Origin of the sequence: Olegusella massiliensis, assembly GCF_900078545.1 — a bacterium.
GTDB lineage: Bacteria > Actinomycetota > Coriobacteriia > Coriobacteriales > Atopobiaceae > Olegusella > Olegusella massiliensis.
Genome location: NZ_FLLS01000002.1, coordinates 1,354,056 through 1,371,084, shown reverse-complemented (window position 1 = coordinate 1,371,084; position 17,029 = coordinate 1,354,056). Strand labels below are relative to the sequence as shown.

The window sequence follows — 17,029 nt, the reverse complement described above, 5'->3', positions numbered from 1 at the left end:
TAATCCTTCCTCAAAAAGTTATTTGTATAAGGAAATATGAATCTATGATCTTAGAAAATAAACTCCATCTCACAGAAGAAGCAGAGCTTGCTCGCGAAGAGGAGCGCTTGAGTAAAAAGCGAGCTCTTGAGATGTTCGAGAGCGGATTCCTAGATACGCTTATCCCAGGAACAGTCGAGTCACTTCAAAAGATTCATGCTTTCCTTTTCCAAGATGTGTATAAATTTGCGAGAAGAATTCGTACAGTAAATATCGCCAAGGGAAGCTTTAGATTCGCTCCTGTTATGTATCTTGAAACAAGTCTTACAAATATTGAGAAAATGCCTCAGGAATCTTTTGATGAAATAGTTGAGAAGTATGTCGAAATGAATGCTGCTCATCCGTTTCGTGAAGGAAACGGGCGTTCTACTAGGATTTGGCTCGATTTAATGCTCAAGGAGAATCTTGGCCAGGTAATTGATTGGAGTAAGGTCAATAAAGAAGATTATCTTCTCGCAATGGAACGTAGCCCTATCCGAGATATCGAAATCAAACACGTCTTGCATGAAGCTCTAACGTATGCCATCTCTGATAGAGACGTGTACATGAAAGGTATTGATGCAAGCTATCATTACGAAGGATATACAAGCTATAAGACTGAATATCTGTAAGACAGAACACATTGATAGATACGCCCTTGATTCATGTTTGGGAATAAATTTGGTTCAACTATACTGTGTCGTAAGGATGTTGATAAACAGGACAAACCAAATGTATGCAAACGAATGTAAACCTCGGATAGATAGGTAATCACATGCCTGAAATCTTGGTTTTTATAATTGTTGCAGTTATCATCGTTTCGATAATAAAAGCAATCCCCTATCTAATTGCAGCTATACAAGAATTTATTCGTAATTCCAAGTAGCGCTATAGCTGACCAAGTATAAATGTTTTAATCAACTATATCAGATATAGAGTATCAGATAAAAACTTATCTAATTTTGAAGTGCCGGCACAAACCGCAAGCAATTCTCAGCAGAAAGTAACACGGAAAGCAACGACCTAGGTCATGCATATACGCAATTCTTGCCTATACACGAGTGATATCGGCGTAGCTTGCTCCAAGGAAGTCAAGCAACGCGTCTGGCTCTACCATCAAAGACAGGCCACGCCGCCCGCCCGACACTGAAATGCGCTCAAATAGTTGGGCCGTCTCATCAATCAAGGTTGGCAGCTGCCGCTTCATACCAATAGGAGAGCAACCTCCGCGCACATACCCTGTCAAACCCTCCAGCTCCCGCCAAGGGAAAAGCGTCAGAGATTTCTCTCCAGCTGCAGCTGCGGCTTTTTTAAGATCAACCTCCTGTGCGACGGGAATGCAACACACAACATGGTTTCCCGACGGTGCCACACAAACCAAAGTCTTGAACGCCGAATCGGGATCCTCGCCAGCTTCATGTGCCATGCGCACGCCCAAACCGCGCGAGATATCTTCTTCGCCTTCAAGCTCGAGCGCCTCATAACGAATACCCGCACGATCCAGTTCACGCATCGCATTTGTTTTTTGAACCTTGTCTTTTTTTGCCATGTAACTCCCTAGCTAAGCAAAGCGGTAGTGTCTTTCGCAGTAGTGTCTCTAGCGGTAATGTCTCTCATAAATCTCTCATATAACCGTACCGCAACACTTACCCTTTCTTTGCTTTCATACGAGCACGGTCGCGCTCAAGGATGGGTGCCAAATACTTGCCGGTATAGCTCTCGGGCACCTGTACCACCTGTTCGGGCGTGCCATAAGCAACAACCGTACCGCCATCAGCTCCGCCTTCTGGTCCAAGGTCGATAATACGATCTGCCATTTTGATTACATCAAGATTATGCTCAATGACAAGCACCGTATTACCTGCATCTACCAGGCGCTCCAATACATCGATCAATTGACGCACGTCCTCAAAATGCAAACCTGTTGTCGGCTCATCAAGGATGTAAAAAGTGCGTCCCGTCTGCTGGCGATGCAGCTCTTTTGCCAGCTTTACGCGCTGAGCCTCACCACCGGATAAGGTTGTTGCGGACTGACCCAGATGTACATAACCCAAACCCACATCGTAGAGCGTCTTGAGCTTGTTTTTAATCTTTGGGATGGCCGAGAAAAACGCCAATGCCTCGGTCACCGTCATATCCAACACGTCCGAGATTGACTTGCCATGATAGAGAACTTGCAAAGTCTCTCGGTTGTAGCGCTTGCCATGACACACTTCGCAAGGCACGTAGATATCGGGCAAGAAGTTCATCTCAATCTTGATTTGACCGTCACCCTTGCAGGCCTCGCAGCGACCACCCGATACGTTAAAAGAAAAACGTCCTGGGTTGTAACCACGCGCACGACTCTCAGGAGTCGAAGCAAAAAGTGCACGTAAATCATCCCAAAGTCCAATATAGGTTGCAGGATTTGAACGAGGTGTACGCCCAATAGGTGATTGGTCGATATCAATAACCTTGTCGATTTCTTCTACACCCTCAAGTTTGCGATAAGGACCCACAGGTCGTTTGCTACGCTGAATCGCATTGGTGAGTGCAGGTGCCAAAGTATCTGTAACCAGCGAAGATTTGCCCGAACCAGACACTCCTGTCACCAGCGTCAGCGTGCCAAACTCGACTTTAGCATTAACGCCACGGAGGTTATTGGCCGTTGCACCCGTGATTTTAAGTGCACCACGACCTGGATTGCGACGACCCTCCGGCAGTGCCACCATCCGCTTGCCAGTAAGATAGGCTCCCGTCAACGAGTCAGGGTTAGCAGCAATTTCAGCTGGCGTACCTGCAGCAACAACTCCGCCGCCATTTTCTCCAGCACCAGGACCCATATCGATAACATAGTCTGCCGCACGTATCGTGTCCTCGTCATGCTCAACCACAATAACCGTATTACCTTGGTCGCGCAGGTTACCTAACGTTGCAATCAGGCGGTCATTGTCACGCTGATGCAGGCCAATCGATGGCTCATCAAGAATATAGAGCACGCCCATCAGACCCGCGCCAATTTGGGTTGCCAGACGAATACGCTGGGCTTCGCCACCAGATAGCGTTGCTGCTGCACGAGAAAGCGTCAGATAATCCAAGCCCACATTCACCAAGAATTGCAGGCGTGCAAGGATTTCCTTCACGATAGGGGCTCCGATGAGCTGCTGGCGCTCCGTCAAATGCAGACCTCGGAAATACGTCAGAGCATCCTTACAAGAAAGCTCGCAGAGTTCCCAAATATTGCGCTCGGGCACACCCTCACCCTTTGCATTACTGCCGCCAATAGTCACCGCAAGATACTCGGGCTTGAGTCGCGCACCGTGACACGTAGGGCAAGATATCTCGCGAATATATCGATCCAATTGTGCGCGCATAGTATCTGAGCTCGTCTCCTGATACTTGTCAAAAAGAATCGAACGCACACCAGAAAATTGAATCGACCAATTGGTATCACGACCATCACGCGTATGGTAGTCTACGTGAATCTTGGTTGATCCTGTACCATCAAGCAGAGCAGTACGCACTTTTTTTGGTAGGTCTTGCCAAGGAGTTTCAGGATCAACATCAAAATGGCGACATACCGCAGCCAAAATCTGCGGGTAGTAATTAGAATGACCAAAGATGCTGCCAAAAACCCCACTTGCTACAGACAAGCTGGGGTCCTCGATCAATGCTTCAGCATCCACCATACGCTTTGTACCTAGACCATCACAGTCAGGACAGGCGCCATACGGTGCATTGAAAGAAAAATCGCGCGGCTGCAAATCACCAATAGAATGACCATGAATGGGGCAGGCAAGATCAAGAGAGTACTCCAGCAAATCGCCCTCACTACCCTCGGGTGCATCGCGCTGAGGCAGGAGGTAAAACGCTACCCTCCCTTCCGCAAGACGCGTTGCTTGTTCTACAGCTTCAGCGATACGCCCAAGTGAATTTTTTTTGATAACAACGCGGTCTACTACGACCTCAATATTGTGCTTGAACTTCTTGTCCAGACGAATTTCTTCTCCACCAAGCTCACGAATTTCGCCATCAACACGCACGCGCGAAAAACCTTCTTTGGCCAGATCTTCAAAAAGCTTGGTGTACTCACCTTTGCGGCCCACAATCACAGGTGCCAGTACGTAGGCACGACGGCCCATACCTGCCTCGAGAACCTTATCTGATACCTGATCGGTAGTCTGACGCTCGATGACGCGGCCACACTCAGGACAGTGAGGCACACCCACGCGTGCATAGAGGAGACGCAGATAATCATAGATTTCTGTAACTGTACCCACGGTGGAGCGGGGATTGCGTGAGGTGGTTTTTTGATCGATGGAAACAGCTGGCGATAGGCCATCAATTGAGTCGAGATCGGGCTTGTCCATCTGTCCCAAAAATTGGCGCGCATAGCTAGAAAGACTCTCGACATAGCGGCGCTGACCCTCGGCATATATAGTGTCAAAGGCCAAACTTGACTTACCCGATCCCGACAAGCCGGTAATAACCACAAGCTTGTCGCGAGGGATGGTGACGTTGATATCGCGCAGATTGTGCTCACGCGCTCCGCGAATAACAATGCTTTCCGAAGCCATACGGCGCCTCACTTATCTACCTGTCTTTGCGACATCGCACAAGATGCCCAAGGACAAATCGTGATGAATTCTTATTAAATTTTAGCAACTAAGCAGAACAGCACAGATTCCCTATTGTGCCACCCTGTCTACTTGGGGGCAGTTGCAATCGGCAGCTGCGATAGTTTGCGGTGATACGCTCTGTTTTTCTACGCCAAACTCGCGACTCACAGCGTCAAGACGAGCTTGAAGCTCGGGGCTCGTGCGCAGCAAAACGCCCCAATTAGCATCGTCTGCCGGACATGTCCGACGATCGCCAATGACATGCGCCGCAATCCCCACTACGGTGGAATTTTCAGGCACGGGTTTGACTACAACACAACCGGCTCCAACGCTGGAGCGATCACCAATCGTGATATCGCCCAACACAATGGCACCTGCACCGATGAGTACACCTGCACCCACGGTGGGATGTCGTTTGCCTGTTGCGGCAAAATTCTTTGCTGTCATGCCCAAGGTCGCACCCTGGTAGACAAGACAATCATCTCCCACAATGGCAGTTTCGCCGATGACCACACCCACACCATGATCCACAGCAAAACGACGTCCAATACAAGCAGCGGGATGGATATCCGAGCCATAACGACGGCGGGTACGACGATGTGACAGGCGGGCCAAAAACGTATGTCCATGCTGCCACAACCAATGCTGCCAACGATAGGCCCAAACGATACGCAAGCCCGCCGAAAACATCAGTGCACGGAAAAGCGAAGTTGCAGAAGGATCATGTGCAAACACAGCATCAAGATCCTCGCGCATCAGCTGACGCAGGGGCACGCCTTCAGTCGTTGGCGCACTTGCGTTGATGGGAGCTGGGGTAATTGGTGCCATGCTTAGAACTCCATTGAGAGGTAACGCTCACCAGTATCAGGCAAAATGGCAACAATAGTTGCCTCAACATAGGTTTTGCGAGAGGCAAGTTCCAAAGCAGCAGCTACCGAGGCCCCTGAGGAAATACCCACAAGCAAACCAAGTTTTTCTGCAAGAAGTTTTTTTACCTCAATGGCGCGTGCAGATGTTACTGAAAGCACCTCGTCAATAAGATGTGCATCATAGTTTTTGGGGACAAAGTTGGCACCAATGCCTTGGATTTTATGAGGACCAGCAGGTTTACCCGCGAGCACCTGAGATTCTGCAGGCTCGACAGCAATCGCTTGAATGCCGGCATTTTGCTCCTTAAGATAGCGAGCAGCACCAGAAATCGTGCCCCCCGTGCCCACACCTGCCACAATTGCTGTAACGCTTCCCTGAGTATCACGCCAAATTTCGGGGCCCGTAGTCTCGTAATGTGCCTGCGGATTGGCAGGATTGGAAAATTGACCTGCAATAATGGAGTGAGGAATTGTTGAGTGCAACTCCTCAGCCTTGTTGACTGCACCTACCATACCCTCAGCGCCTGGTGTAAGGACAATCTCTGCACCATAGCTTGCAGCAAGACGGCGACGCTCAATACTCATTGTATCGGGCATCGTCAAGATAAGGTGATACCCTCGAGCGGCAGCAAGCATGGCAAGACCAACGCCGGTATTGCCCGAGGTGGGCTCAATAATGGTGCCGCCAGGAGCAAGACTGCCACTTTTTTCGGCTGCATTGAGCATGAAAAGCGCAACGCGGTCTTTGATAGATCCACCAGGATTTTTGGCCTCATACTTACCGAGAATACGAGCAGAGCTGTTAGATGTAAGGGTTGACAAATCAATAAGAGGCGTAGAGCCAATAAGGCCTTCTACACGATTTGCAATCTCCATAATGTACTCCTCTTCCACACAAATGAGCAGGTCAAATCTCCCCTGATTCGGCAATGCTCATCCCGACGCACGTAGATAAAACAACGGTGTTGTTCACCCACAAGCGACGTATTTGCTACCGAGTCACTATACCCTTAATTCCTACTTGTGACGTATGAATATCCTCTTATGTAACAAAAAACGCGCGACCCAAAGGTGAATCGCGCGTTATATATTGCTGCTTTGTGCGTCACAATCATGCACAGCTCTGCTCTACTGATAGCACGCTCTGCTTGTAAACTAACCTTCAATACGACGCACGCGAAGAACTCCAGCAATATCTCCCAGGCGCTCCGCCGTATCATGCGGCATCGTCTCATCAATATCCAGCAACGTCACCGCATACCTACCACGACTCTTGTTGGCAAGATTTTCGATGTTGAGTCCTGCTTTGCCAAAAAAGCCTGTAATTTGCGACAGCATATTAGGCTCATTGCGATGCAATACACATACGCGAGATGCAGTTTCACAAACACCTAAATCAATAGCGGGGAAATTAACAGAATTGGTGATATCACCGTTATCAAGGTAGTTCTGAAGCTGCTGTGCTGCCATGACTGCACAGTTATCTTCTGCTTCCTCGGTAGAAGCCCCGAGGTGTGGCAAAACAATTGCTCCAGGTAGGTTGGCCGTCAGGGGATTTGCAAAGTCAGTCACATATTTGTGCAACTTTTTTGCCTGCAAACTTTCTGCAACTGCTTGTTCATCCACCACGATATCGCGGGCAAAATTGAGCAAAGTTGCACCTGGCTTCATGCGAGCAATGATATCGGCTGAAATCATCTTATTTGTCTTGTCACCTGCAGGTACATGTACCGTCAAAAAGTCACTTTGCGCAGCAAGCTCACCTAGATCAGAGGTATTGCCTACCTGTGGACTCAAATGCCATGCACTGCTGAGCGACATGTAAGGATCGTAACTCATGACCTTCATACCAAGGTCGATGGCGGCGTTTGCTACACGCCAACCAATGGCGCCCAAACCAACAACACCAAGGGTTTTACCTGCTATTTCATGACCTGCAAAGGCTTTTTTTGCCTTTTCGACAGACTTGGCAATAGCAGGATCGGACGCATTGTCTTGCACCCACGCAACACCACCGAGTAGGTCGCGCGATGCGAGCAGCATGCCCGCAAGCACAAGTTCCTTGACAGAATTTGCATTGGCACCAGGAGTATTAAAGACAACAATGCCTGCTTCCGAACAACGTTCTAACGGGATATTATTGATACCCGCACCCGCTCGAGCAATAGCACGTAGACTGGGTGGAAATGCCATGTCATGCATTTTTGCGGAACGCACCATAACGCCTGCGGCATCATCTAGCTGATCAGTAAGACTATAACCAGTGTGGAAACTATCTGTACCGATAGCAGAAATTGCATTGAGACAATAAACCTTGCGGTCTTTCATACAAATCTCCCTTATGTTTGTTGCAACACATTTTGTTGCGACCAATCGCGCTCTGACCTTTACTGGTAAACACCCTATTTATGTGCACGTTCAAAGTCGCCCATAAATTTGACTAAGGTTTCAACGCCCTGCTTGGGCATCGCATTATAGATACTGGCGCGCATACCGCCGACGCTACGATGGCCTTTGAGATTGACAAGACCCGCAGCGCTTGCCTGCTTTACAAATTCTGCATCGAGCGCCTTGTCCCCCGTTATGAAAGGCACATTCATAAGAGAGCGATCCTTTGTACGGACCGTACCCTTAAACAACGATGATGCATCAAGGAAGTCATAAAGGAGCTGGGCTTTTTCAATATTGAGCTGCTTCATTGCTGCAAGTCCGCCCTGCTTTTTGAGCCACTTAAAGACAAGACCACAGACATAAATATCCCAGCAATTAGGCGTGTTGTAGAGAGATCCCTTATCTGCCTGGGTCTTCCACTTCATTACGGTTGGAGTACCGGGCAAAACATCATCGCGGATAAGGTCTTCGCGAATGATATCGATAGTCATGCCTGCTGGGCCAATATTTTTTTGGACGCCGCCATAAACGACACCATACCGAGAAATATCCATTGGCTCCGAGAGGAAACAGCTCGATACATCAGAAACCAAAATCTTGCCGCGAGTACATGGCAGCTGGTGAAATTTTGTGCCATAGATGGTGTTGTTTTCACAGATATAAACAAAATCAGCATTCTCATCAATTGCAAGCTCTGAACAGTCAGGAATGTAGCTAAATGTTGCGTCTTCACTGCTTGCTACTATATTTACCTGACCAAATAGCTTGGCTTCTGCATAGGCCTTTTTAGCCCACTGACCAGTGATGATGTAATCAGCCACGCGGTTTTTCATAAGGTTCATGCACACAGCCGCAAACTGGTGATGCGCTGAGCCGCTGAGAAACAGAATTTTATAATTATCAGGAACGCCAAGGAGCTCGCGAAGATTGGCTTCGGCTTCATCGAGAATCTCCTGAAAAACAGCCGAACGGTGACTCATTTCCATAACGGACATACCACAGCCACGATAATCAAGCAGATCAGACTGGCAAGATGAGAGAACTTCTTCCGGTAGCACGGCTGGCCCTGCGCTGAAATTGTATACGCGACTCATACGTCCTCTATTCTCTCTATCATTGCAGTTTGCAATCACACGATTGCTCTGGAAACTATCGCACAGCTTTGTGAATAGAGACGGATTTGTTACGAGCTGACATGGAAGCGTTACGTTCTCATAATCTTTATGTCATGCGGCGCCTATGCTTGGCAGCATTTATTCTTTTTCTAGTGGCGCGCCTTTAAATCACCTGGAACGAAAGATGCCACAAGCTGCTGAGCTTGCTCCTCGCTTAAATTCGCATATTTTTCTGCGGGAAAGCTTGCACGCAGACCTTGGATACTGCCTGAGCCCACATAAGAAATATAAACGACAACGATTGCTTTGCCATCTTTATCCTTTTCAGCCTGAACTACCAGACAGTATGAGACGTTGTCGCCTTCATCTACCAAAACATCGGGCTCCATTGAACTATCCGCTGACTTGGTATAAGTATCAGCCACTGCCGAAGCTCCGAGATGAGCAGTATTTTCCTTTGCCTGCGCAACAAGATCCATTTCCCAATTTTTGCTGTTAAAATGCACCGAATCCTCGGTTTCATCCAACTTTTTGAGGTCGTTACAAAACGATGAATCGAAGGTAAAGCCATATTTTTTGTTGGCATATGCTTCGGTAGATACCGTCTTTGTTGTTGCATTTGAGCCTTCAGCAGAGGCATCCTTGCTCTCTTGGCTAACAGTAGTATCAGATTTATCGCTATTATCGCTATGAGCTGCATCTTTCTTGCTAGCTGAACTTTCTGCAGCTTGAGAGCCTATTTCACCTGTTTCTGCAGGGATATTTTTTGCTGTACCACCACTGCATGCCATCAAAGAGCCTGCGAGCACAGCCATCAAAGCAGCCGTTACCAGCTGCTTTCCTACACCCACCAATTCAAATCGATTATGAGCAAGCATGGCGATCCTCCTTTTGTTCATATAAAACTCTAGCGTGAATAATCTGTTGGTAGGACCGCGATTTTGTATTTGTTGACACAAAAACGATGAGACCACTTATAAAAAGTTGCAATTGAAGCTTGTGTAGGAGTTCAAAAAAGCCAAATATTCTCTTTCAGTTTAAATACCCCTCAGCTAGTATGATTTAGAAGAAAAAGGGGAACCTCTTTAGGTAAGAGCTTTTCTACAAAGGAAGTTCAACCAAGCACGCGCCATAAGAGCGACGCTTGAGCGCGGAGAGTTTCCACAAAGAAATTGCTCGAACAGGAGCATTTTCTTCGAGGGAGGGAAGCAGCAGCACGATACCGCAAGAACCGGATTTAACTCGCGTGAATTGCTACATCTGGCTGCAGCTATACGAACGGAGAGACGTTTATGTCCGACACAACTCATGGCACACTCCTCAGTGTGCGTAATATTTCCGCCGGCACCGAGGACAAGCAGATCCTCCATCATGCCAACTTGGAAGTGGCATCAGGCGAAACCCATGTCCTGATGGGACCCAATGGCGCAGGAAAATCTACGTTGGGTCACGTCATCATGGGCGATCCCACCTACAAAATCACGGATGGCCAAATTATTTTTGATGGTGTTGATATTACCGAGCAAGCTGCCAACAAGCGTAGTCTCGCTGGCATCTTCCTCTCCTATCAAGCACCTGTCGAGGTACCTGGCGTGCCTTTGTACTCGTTTTTGCGCACCATTACCCAGATGCGCCCCGAGCTCAAAATGAACGCTCGCAAGTTCCGCCAGCGCGTCGGTGAGATTTGCGACCAGCTGAGCATGGATCAGGGTTTTCTCACCCGTGAACTCAATGTAGGCTTTTCGGGTGGCGAGAAGAAAAAAATCGAGATGCTACAGCTTCTGCTGCTTCGTCCCAAACTGGCAATTCTTGACGAAACTGACTCGGGTCTCGATGTAGACGCACTCTCCGTTGTATCTCGTGGCATTGAAGCCTATCGCAAAGATTGCGATGGCGCACTGCTTATGATTACACACAACACCCGCATCCTCGAGCGTCTTGATGTGGATCACACCCATGTCATGGTCAGAGGCCAACTTGTTGCCGAAGGTCCTGCTTCTTTGATTGATGATATCGACCGCAACGGCTTTGAGCGCTTTGAAAACGCGGCCAATGCAAGCGCCGAGGGCGGTGAGTAGCTTGACAGAAAGGACACAGGTCCAAGACGTTGACCGCTCACTGTATGACTTCACCAAATCAGAAGAGGGCTACGAGCGTTACGCCGATGGATTGACCCCCGAAATTGTGCGCTCTATCTCGGCCAAAAAAGATGAGCCCGAGTGGATGACGCAAATGCGCCTGGACGCGCTAGAAACCTACCAAAATCTCGAGATGCCGGCCAATTGGGGCCCAGATACAAGCGGGCTCGACATGAGTCATATCTCAACCTACGTCTCGCCTAAAACCAAGCAGGCTAGCAACTGGGAAGAAGTGCCTGAAGACATCAAAGATACCTTTGAGCGTTTAGGCATTCCGCAAGCAGAGCGCGAGAGTCTCGCTGGTGTAGGTGCCCAGTATGATTCCGAAATCGTGTATCACAACATGAAAGAAGAGATGGCAAAGCAAGGCGTTGTTTACACTACCATCGAAGATGCGCTTCACAGCGAATACGAGCCGCTGGTTAAGCAATACTTTGGCACGTTGATTCCGCCTCGTGACCACAAGTTTGCTGCGCTGCACTACGCGGTATGGTCAGGCGGCTCTTTTGTGTATGTGCCACGCGGTATCACGGTAGATTATCCACTGCAAAGTTACTTTCGCCTCAATGCACAGGGTGCAGGACAGTTCGAACATACGCTGATTATCTGCGAAGATGATACTAACCTGCACTTTATTGAGGGTTGTTCAGCACCAAAATACTATGCCGCAAACCTTCATGCTGGCGCGGTTGAAATCTTTGTTGGCAACCACTCACACATGCGTTATTCGACCATCGAAAACTGGTCAAAGAACATGTTTAACCTCAACACCAAACGTGTCACAGTGGGTGCCGATTCACAAATGGAATGGATTTCGGGTAGTTTTGGTAGCCATGTGTCCTACCTCTACCCCACCTCGATTATGAAGGGTGACCGCTCCAGTGTTGAGTTCACCGGCATCACCTTTGCTGGTCAAAATCAAGATCTCGATACGGGCTGCAAGGTTATCCTGCAGGGCGCCGATACCACCGCATCGGTCGAAACCAAGTCAATCTCAAAAGACGGTGGCATCAACACATTCCGCAGCTCCGTTGTCATTGGTCGCAAAGCTGAACGCGCTCGTGCATCTGTGAGCTGCTCGTCACTGATGCTTGACGATATCAGTCGCTCAGACACCATCCCAGCAATGGATGTACGTTGTAGCTCTGCACAGGTGGGCCACGAAGCCACCATTGGCCGCATTTCTGATGACACTATTTTGTATTTGATGAGCCGTGGATGTAGCGAAGAAGAAGCTCGCACAATGGTTGTCAATGGTTTTGCTAACCCCGTGTCCAAGGAGCTCCCCCTTGAGTATGCGGTCGAGATGAACAACCTGATCAAACTCGAGATGGAGGGGGCAATCGGCTAATGGATATGCAAACTCTTTCGCACGTCAACGTACCTGTTGCTGAAACTTGGAACTATTTGCGCATTAACGATGTGCAATTTGATGTGCCCACACCTAACGCAACAGGCAAAGTCTACGAAGCAGTGCCGCGCATCTTTGATAGTGTCGAGACGGGTTCAGGCAGCGAGGCAGCTACGTGGATTGCAGCTGCTGCAGGCGATGGTCACTATATTGAAGTGCCACGCAATACCACACGCAGCGAACCCATCGTTATTAACGTTTCTGCAGGACATATTGCCAATACCGCGGTGATGCTACGCGCGGGATCGCGCGCAACGGTGACTGTGGTCGCTGCTGACACCGCAAGCTCGCCAAATAACAGCAATGCCACCAAATCGGACCTGACATCAGCAGCACTTACCCGCATTTATGTTGAGCGCGGCGCCAAACTGCAATTAACTGAACTTGTCGCCGTTGAAGGACAACACATCGAAACTGTGGGCATTTTTGCCAATGAAAACGCACAGATTTCGGTACGCCAATACGCTTTGGGTGGCAAAAAGGTCGCATTTGGTTTTGGGTGCAAGCTTGCGGGCCAATCCAGCCGCTTGGATCTAACCATGCGCTACCACGTAAGCGGAGACGATCTGCTTGACGTAAATCAGCTATGTCGTATGTGCGGTCGCCATAGCCGCTCTGAGATGCACGCAACGGGTGTCCTTGCCGATGCTGGCAAAAAAACTTTGCGCCAGACCATTGATTTGATTCACGGTGCAAAAGATGCCAAAGGCAACGAATCCGAAACGGTACTGGTGACTGGCAACGATATTGTCAACAAAACGCTGCCAACGGTACTTTGTGATGAAGATGATGTCCAGGGCAATCACGGAGCCACCATCGGTTCGGTGAGTCCCGAGCAGCTGGACTACCTTGCTGCCCGTGGTCTTTCTCGCGAGGAAGCAGAGGCGCTTTTTGTCCGTGCAATCTTTGATGATGCAATCATCAATGCACCCTCCGAGGATTTACATGCTGCCGCCGTCAGACGAGCGGAAGCCATTTTAGGCACTGAGGTCGCACACGAGCTTGACGAGAGCAAGGAGGCTTAAATGTTGAATGCTGATGAGCTCGCTCTCATTGAGCAAAACCCTTATAAGGCGGATTTCCCTCTGCTGGCCAACAATCCCCAACTGGTCTTTTTGGATAGCGCTGCAACGGCACAACGTCCTGCTTGCGTGCTTGATGCACAACGCAAATTCTATGAGACGATGAATGCAAACCCCTTACGTGGCCTGTATCGCCTGTCGGTTGACGCGACGCAGTCTATCGCTGAGACGCGGGCGCATGTCGCGCGTTTTATTGGTGCTGTGGACAAACAGGACATCCCGCAGGCTAATGAGATTATCTTTACGCGGAATGCTTCTGAAAGTCTCAATCTTGTTGCACGTTCGTTGGGACATCTGCTTCTACAGCCAGGTGACGAGGTAGTCGTCTCGATTATGGAGCATCATTCCAATCTCATTCCTTGGCAACAGATTTGCCGCGAGACTGGTGCAAAGTTGGTATTTTTGAGACTTGATGAGGATTTTCGCATCACGCCCGCCGAAATTGAGGCCAAGATTGGTCCACGTGCAAAGATTGTCTCGGTTACACAGGTTTCCAATGTACTTGGCATCGAAAACGACATTGCCGCGATTGCTGCACGAGCACATGCCATGGGTGCAAAGATGGTCGTCGACGGTGCACAGTCCGTACCGCATATAGCTGTTGACGTGCGCAAACTTGGATGTGATCTGCTTGCTTTCTCGGCTCACAAAATGTGCGGTCCTATGGGTGTTGGCGTCCTTTGGGGCAAAGCAGAGCTACTCGATGTCATGCCGCCCTTCTTGACTGGTGGCGAGATGATTGACTCCGTTAGCGAAACTGATGCTGTATGGGCTCCTGTGCCTCAAAAATTTGAGGCGGGCACACAAGACGCTGCAGGCAGTTATGCTCTAAATGCAGCTTTGAGCTACTTGGAAGAAAAAGGCTGGAATACTCTTGAGACGCGCGAACGTCTGCTGGCACGCTACCTCACCGATCAACTAGCAGCGCTCGACTTTATCGATATCATCGGCCCTACCGATGGCAGGCGTCACCTAGGCTCGGTTGCCTTTAACGTAGGAGACGTGCACCCACACGACGTCGCTTCTATTCTTGATATGCAAGACATTTGTATTCGTGCAGGTCATCACTGTGCTCAGCCACTCTTGATTGAGCTGGGTGTGTCAAGTACCAGTCGCGCAAGTATTGCTTTTTATAACGATAAGGCAGATATCGACCGCCTGGTCGAAGGCCTAAAACAGGTTTGGCAGGTATTCCATGGAAACCGTTAATCTTTACAATGCCGCATTCATGGACCATGTTGCCCATCCCGACTACAAATATCAGATGGACAACCCCACACACACCCATGAAGGTGTTAACCCGAGCTGTGGTGATGACCTGGTATTTTCCGTCAAAATCGGCAGTGACGGAGTAATTGAGGAAGCAGCTTATCAGGGTAGTGGCTGTGCAATCAGCCAGGCATCAGCTGATATGATGGCTGACCTTATAACAGACAAAACACCCCAACAAGCAATCGAGTTGTGTCGCTTGTTTATGGACATGGTACGTGGCACCGAAGCTGATCCTGACAAACTTGCTCTACTCGAAGATGCAGCGAGCTTGAAGGATATTTCGCATATGCCTGCGCGTGTAAAATGTGCAGAATTGGCGTGGCGCACGCTTGAAGAAATGCTGGAAAAGGGGGACTAGCCATGGCTGCAAATATGTTCTCCACCAAGGGGCGCTATGCCTTACGCGCAATGAGCGATTTGGCAACGCATGAAGGATGGATTTCGCTTGGGGATGTGTCTGAGCGGCAAAAGATCTCACGTAAGTATCTTGAGCAGGTTATTGCGCTCATGCACAAAGCAGGCTACGTTGATAGTCAGCGCGGTAAGGGCGGCGGCTATCGTTTGACACGCAAACCCGAGGAATACACCATCGGCGAAATATTGCGTGCTGCCGAGGGTTCTCTGGCGCCGGTAGCGTGTTTACAGTGTACCCGCGATGAGATTTGCCCGCAGGTTTTTGATTGTCCTACGGTAAAAGTATGGGTAGGTCTCGGCCAGGTCACCGCTGAGTATTTGGACGGTAAAACTTTGGCAGACATTTTACCTACGGGCGGATCCGAAGCACATCCTGCTAACACCCAGATCAACCACATCGACTGCTAGGCAAAAACCTCCCGCTATGGTGATGAACACGTCACCTTTTCCCGCATAGTCACAATTTTGATACTGCCACAATTTCGATAGATGGTTCATTTCTCGACTTAGAAGAAAATCTGACCTGCGGTTTTATGCTGGCTACGTCCGAAACTCGAACCATCTGTGGTTTGTGGCATGCCTCCCATCTGAGGTTTGTGTTCCGCTTCCCTGCCCTGCTTCCCATCTGAAGTGTGCAGCCTACTCGACATCTACGGTTTGTTCTTTTTGAGTGTCGTCGACGCCACTTGTTAAAAAATAGTCAGCATAAAAAGGAGCCAAGCCGAAGGTTGACTCCTTTTAACCATCACGCTTACATGCAGCAATACGTCATCAGAGCACAAGCAATACGCTCGTCTTGGCATACGCAGCAAAAACTTATGCCCAGCCCTTACCTGCAGAACCGAACTCGTCAATGAGCTCCTTGGTGCGGGTAGCAATAGCCTCGCGACCAGGCTTGAGGAGCTTACGAGGATCGAATGCCTTGTCATCAAAGCCAGGATGCTCAGCACAGTACTTAGCAGTAGCGTTAGCAAAGGCCACCTGAAGGTCAGTGTTGACATTAATCTTGGAAACGCCGTTAGCAATTGCCTTCTGGATCTGGTCAACAGGAATACCTGTGCCACCATGGAGAACGAGAGGCAAATCGCCAACAACAGCCTTGATCTCGGCAAGACGATCAAAGCTCAGGCCAGCCCAATTATCAGGGTACAGACCGTGGATGTTACCGATACCACAAGCGAGGAAGTCAACGCCCAAATCAGCAATCTGCTTGCACTGCTCGGGGTCAGCAAGCTCGCCCTGAGCGGTAACGCCGTCCTCAGTACCACCAATGCCACCGACCTCGGCCTCAACAGAGATGCCCTTGGAATGAGCAAGCTTCACAATCTCAGCGGTACGATCGAGGTTGGTCTGGAAGTCAGCCTCATGAGAGCCGTCATACATAACGGAGGTAAAGCCAGCTTCGATGCAATCAAAGCAAGCCTCATACGAACCATGGTCAAGATGCAAAGCAACAGGAACGGTAATCTTCCTATCCTCAACGATCTGATGCACAATCTCAGAAACAACCTTGAAGCTAACCTGCCACTTCATGGCGCCACTGGTGCACTGAATAATCAGCGGAGACTGCTTCTCCTCAGCAGCCGTGATGATGGCGTCTGCCCACTCGAGGTTGTTAGTGTTGAATGCGCCGATGCCATAGTGGCCCTTCTCAGCGTTTTGGAGCATCTGTGTTGCGTTGACAAGCATGTGTGCCTCCTAATGTCGCAACTACCGAACAC

The 17,029-nt window shown here is 49.2% G+C and carries 15 protein-coding genes; 7 read left to right on the top strand and 8 right to left on the bottom strand.

The window, feature by feature from the left end; translation table 11 throughout:
- Positions 1 to 44 precede the first annotated feature (44 nt).
- Positions 45 to 650, top strand: a complete 606-nt coding sequence (gene fic, locus BN4314_RS06310; RefSeq protein WP_068540321.1) for a protein adenylyltransferase Fic — start codon at positions 45 to 47, stop codon at positions 648 to 650.
- Between the two features lie 419 nt (positions 651 to 1,069).
- On the opposite strand, the gene ybaK is transcribed toward fic, so the two are convergent.
- The 7 genes from ybaK to BN4314_RS06275 all read right to left on the bottom strand — a co-directional run bounded on the left by ybaK (position 1,070) and on the right by BN4314_RS06275 (position 9,869).
- Positions 1,070 to 1,567, bottom strand: coding sequence for a Cys-tRNA(Pro) deacylase (ybaK, locus tag BN4314_RS06305; protein ID WP_068540320.1), 498 nt, complete (start codon positions 1,565 to 1,567; stop codon positions 1,070 to 1,072).
- A gap of 97 nt (positions 1,568 to 1,664) precedes the next feature.
- Positions 1,665 to 4,574 (bottom strand): excinuclease ABC subunit UvrA, encoded by a 2,910-nt coding sequence (uvrA, locus tag BN4314_RS06300; protein ID WP_068540319.1) that lies wholly within the window; start codon positions 4,572 to 4,574, stop codon positions 1,665 to 1,667.
- A 111-nt stretch (positions 4,575 to 4,685) separates the two neighbouring features.
- Complete coding sequence (epsC, locus tag BN4314_RS06295) at positions 4,686 to 5,444, bottom strand: serine O-acetyltransferase EpsC (RefSeq protein ID WP_082911197.1); 759 nt, start codon at positions 5,442 to 5,444, stop codon at positions 4,686 to 4,688.
- 2 nt (positions 5,445 to 5,446) lie between these two features.
- Entirely contained in the window at positions 5,447 to 6,364 is a 918-nt protein-coding gene (gene cysK, locus BN4314_RS06290; RefSeq protein ID WP_068540871.1) for a cysteine synthase A, read from the bottom strand.
- Positions 6,365 to 6,640: 276 nt separating this feature from the next.
- Positions 6,641 to 7,813, bottom strand: a complete 1,173-nt coding sequence (locus BN4314_RS06285) for a 3-phosphoglycerate dehydrogenase family protein (RefSeq protein ID WP_068540318.1) — start codon at positions 7,811 to 7,813, stop codon at positions 6,641 to 6,643.
- A gap of 74 nt (positions 7,814 to 7,887) precedes the next feature.
- Positions 7,888 to 8,970 carry a 3-phosphoserine/phosphohydroxythreonine transaminase gene (serC, locus tag BN4314_RS06280; RefSeq protein ID WP_068540317.1) on the bottom strand — a complete coding sequence of 361 codons (1,083 nt, stop codon included), beginning with the start codon at positions 8,968 to 8,970 and terminating at the stop codon, positions 7,888 to 7,890.
- Positions 8,971 to 9,140: 170 nt separating this feature from the next.
- Positions 9,141 to 9,869, bottom strand: coding sequence for a hypothetical protein (locus BN4314_RS06275; RefSeq protein ID WP_068540316.1), 729 nt, complete (start codon positions 9,867 to 9,869; stop codon positions 9,141 to 9,143).
- A 414-nt stretch (positions 9,870 to 10,283) separates the two neighbouring features.
- On the opposite strand from BN4314_RS06275, the gene sufC reads away from it, so the two are divergent.
- The 6 genes from sufC to BN4314_RS06245 are packed head-to-tail and all read left to right on the top strand — an operon-like array spanning position 10,284 to position 15,716.
- Positions 10,284 to 11,069: a Fe-S cluster assembly ATPase SufC gene (gene sufC, locus BN4314_RS06270; protein ID WP_068540315.1), complete on the top strand. Its 786-nt coding sequence runs from the start codon at positions 10,284 to 10,286 to the stop codon at positions 11,067 to 11,069.
- Between the two features lies 1 nt (position 11,070).
- Complete coding sequence (gene sufB / locus BN4314_RS06265; RefSeq protein WP_232309761.1) at positions 11,071 to 12,480, top strand: Fe-S cluster assembly protein SufB; 1,410 nt, start codon at positions 11,071 to 11,073, stop codon at positions 12,478 to 12,480.
- Complete coding sequence (locus tag BN4314_RS06260; RefSeq protein WP_068540313.1) at positions 12,480 to 13,565, top strand: SufB/SufD family protein; 1,086 nt, start codon at positions 12,480 to 12,482, stop codon at positions 13,563 to 13,565. The genes sufB and BN4314_RS06260 overlap by 1 nt, the downstream gene beginning before the upstream one ends.
- On the top strand, positions 13,566 to 14,831 hold the full coding sequence (locus BN4314_RS06255; protein WP_068540312.1) for an aminotransferase class V-fold PLP-dependent enzyme: 1,266 nt from the start codon (positions 13,566 to 13,568) through the stop codon (positions 14,829 to 14,831). It abuts the gene before it with no gap.
- Positions 14,818 to 15,252, top strand: a complete 435-nt coding sequence (gene sufU / locus BN4314_RS06250; RefSeq protein WP_068540311.1) for a Fe-S cluster assembly sulfur transfer protein SufU — start codon at positions 14,818 to 14,820, stop codon at positions 15,250 to 15,252. Before BN4314_RS06255 ends, sufU begins: the two co-directional genes overlap by 14 nt.
- 2 nt (positions 15,253 to 15,254) lie before the next feature.
- A complete protein-coding gene (locus BN4314_RS06245) occupies positions 15,255 to 15,716 on the top strand; it encodes an RrF2 family transcriptional regulator (RefSeq protein WP_082911196.1) in 462 nt (153 codons plus the stop codon).
- 408 nt (positions 15,717 to 16,124) lie between these two features.
- Here BN4314_RS06245 and fba read toward each other — a convergent pair whose 3' ends face one another.
- Positions 16,125 to 16,997 (bottom strand): class II fructose-1,6-bisphosphate aldolase, encoded by an 873-nt coding sequence (gene fba, locus BN4314_RS06240; protein ID WP_021735138.1) that lies wholly within the window; start codon positions 16,995 to 16,997, stop codon positions 16,125 to 16,127.
- Positions 16,998 to 17,029 lie beyond the last annotated feature (32 nt).

Coding starts and splice junctions, on each gene's coding strand:
- BN4314_RS06260 (WP_068540313.1), top strand. CDS start 12,480: ATGGATATGCAAACTCTTTCGCACGTCAACGTACCTGTTGCTGAAACT.
- uvrA (WP_068540319.1), bottom strand. CDS start 4,574: ATGGCTTCGGAAAGCATTGTTATTCGCGGAGCGCGTGAGCACAATCTG.
- BN4314_RS06255 (WP_068540312.1), top strand. CDS start 13,566: ATGTTGAATGCTGATGAGCTCGCTCTCATTGAGCAAAACCCTTATAAG.
- BN4314_RS06275 (WP_068540316.1), bottom strand. CDS start 9,869: ATGCTTGCTCATAATCGATTTGAATTGGTGGGTGTAGGAAAGCAGCTG.
- sufC (WP_068540315.1), top strand. CDS start 10,284: ATGTCCGACACAACTCATGGCACACTCCTCAGTGTGCGTAATATTTCC.
- sufU (WP_068540311.1), top strand. CDS start 14,818: ATGGAAACCGTTAATCTTTACAATGCCGCATTCATGGACCATGTTGCC.
- BN4314_RS06245 (WP_082911196.1), top strand. CDS start 15,255: ATGGCTGCAAATATGTTCTCCACCAAGGGGCGCTATGCCTTACGCGCA.
- fba (WP_021735138.1), bottom strand. CDS start 16,997: ATGCTTGTCAACGCAACACAGATGCTCCAAAACGCTGAGAAGGGCCAC.
- serC (WP_068540317.1), bottom strand. CDS start 8,970: ATGAGTCGCGTATACAATTTCAGCGCAGGGCCAGCCGTGCTACCGGAA.
- epsC (WP_082911197.1), bottom strand. CDS start 5,444: ATGGCACCAATTACCCCAGCTCCCATCAACGCAAGTGCGCCAACGACT.
- ybaK (WP_068540320.1), bottom strand. CDS start 1,567: ATGGCAAAAAAAGACAAGGTTCAAAAAACAAATGCGATGCGTGAACTG.
- BN4314_RS06285 (WP_068540318.1), bottom strand. CDS start 7,813: ATGAAAGACCGCAAGGTTTATTGTCTCAATGCAATTTCTGCTATCGGT.
- fic (WP_068540321.1), top strand. CDS start 45: ATGATCTTAGAAAATAAACTCCATCTCACAGAAGAAGCAGAGCTTGCT.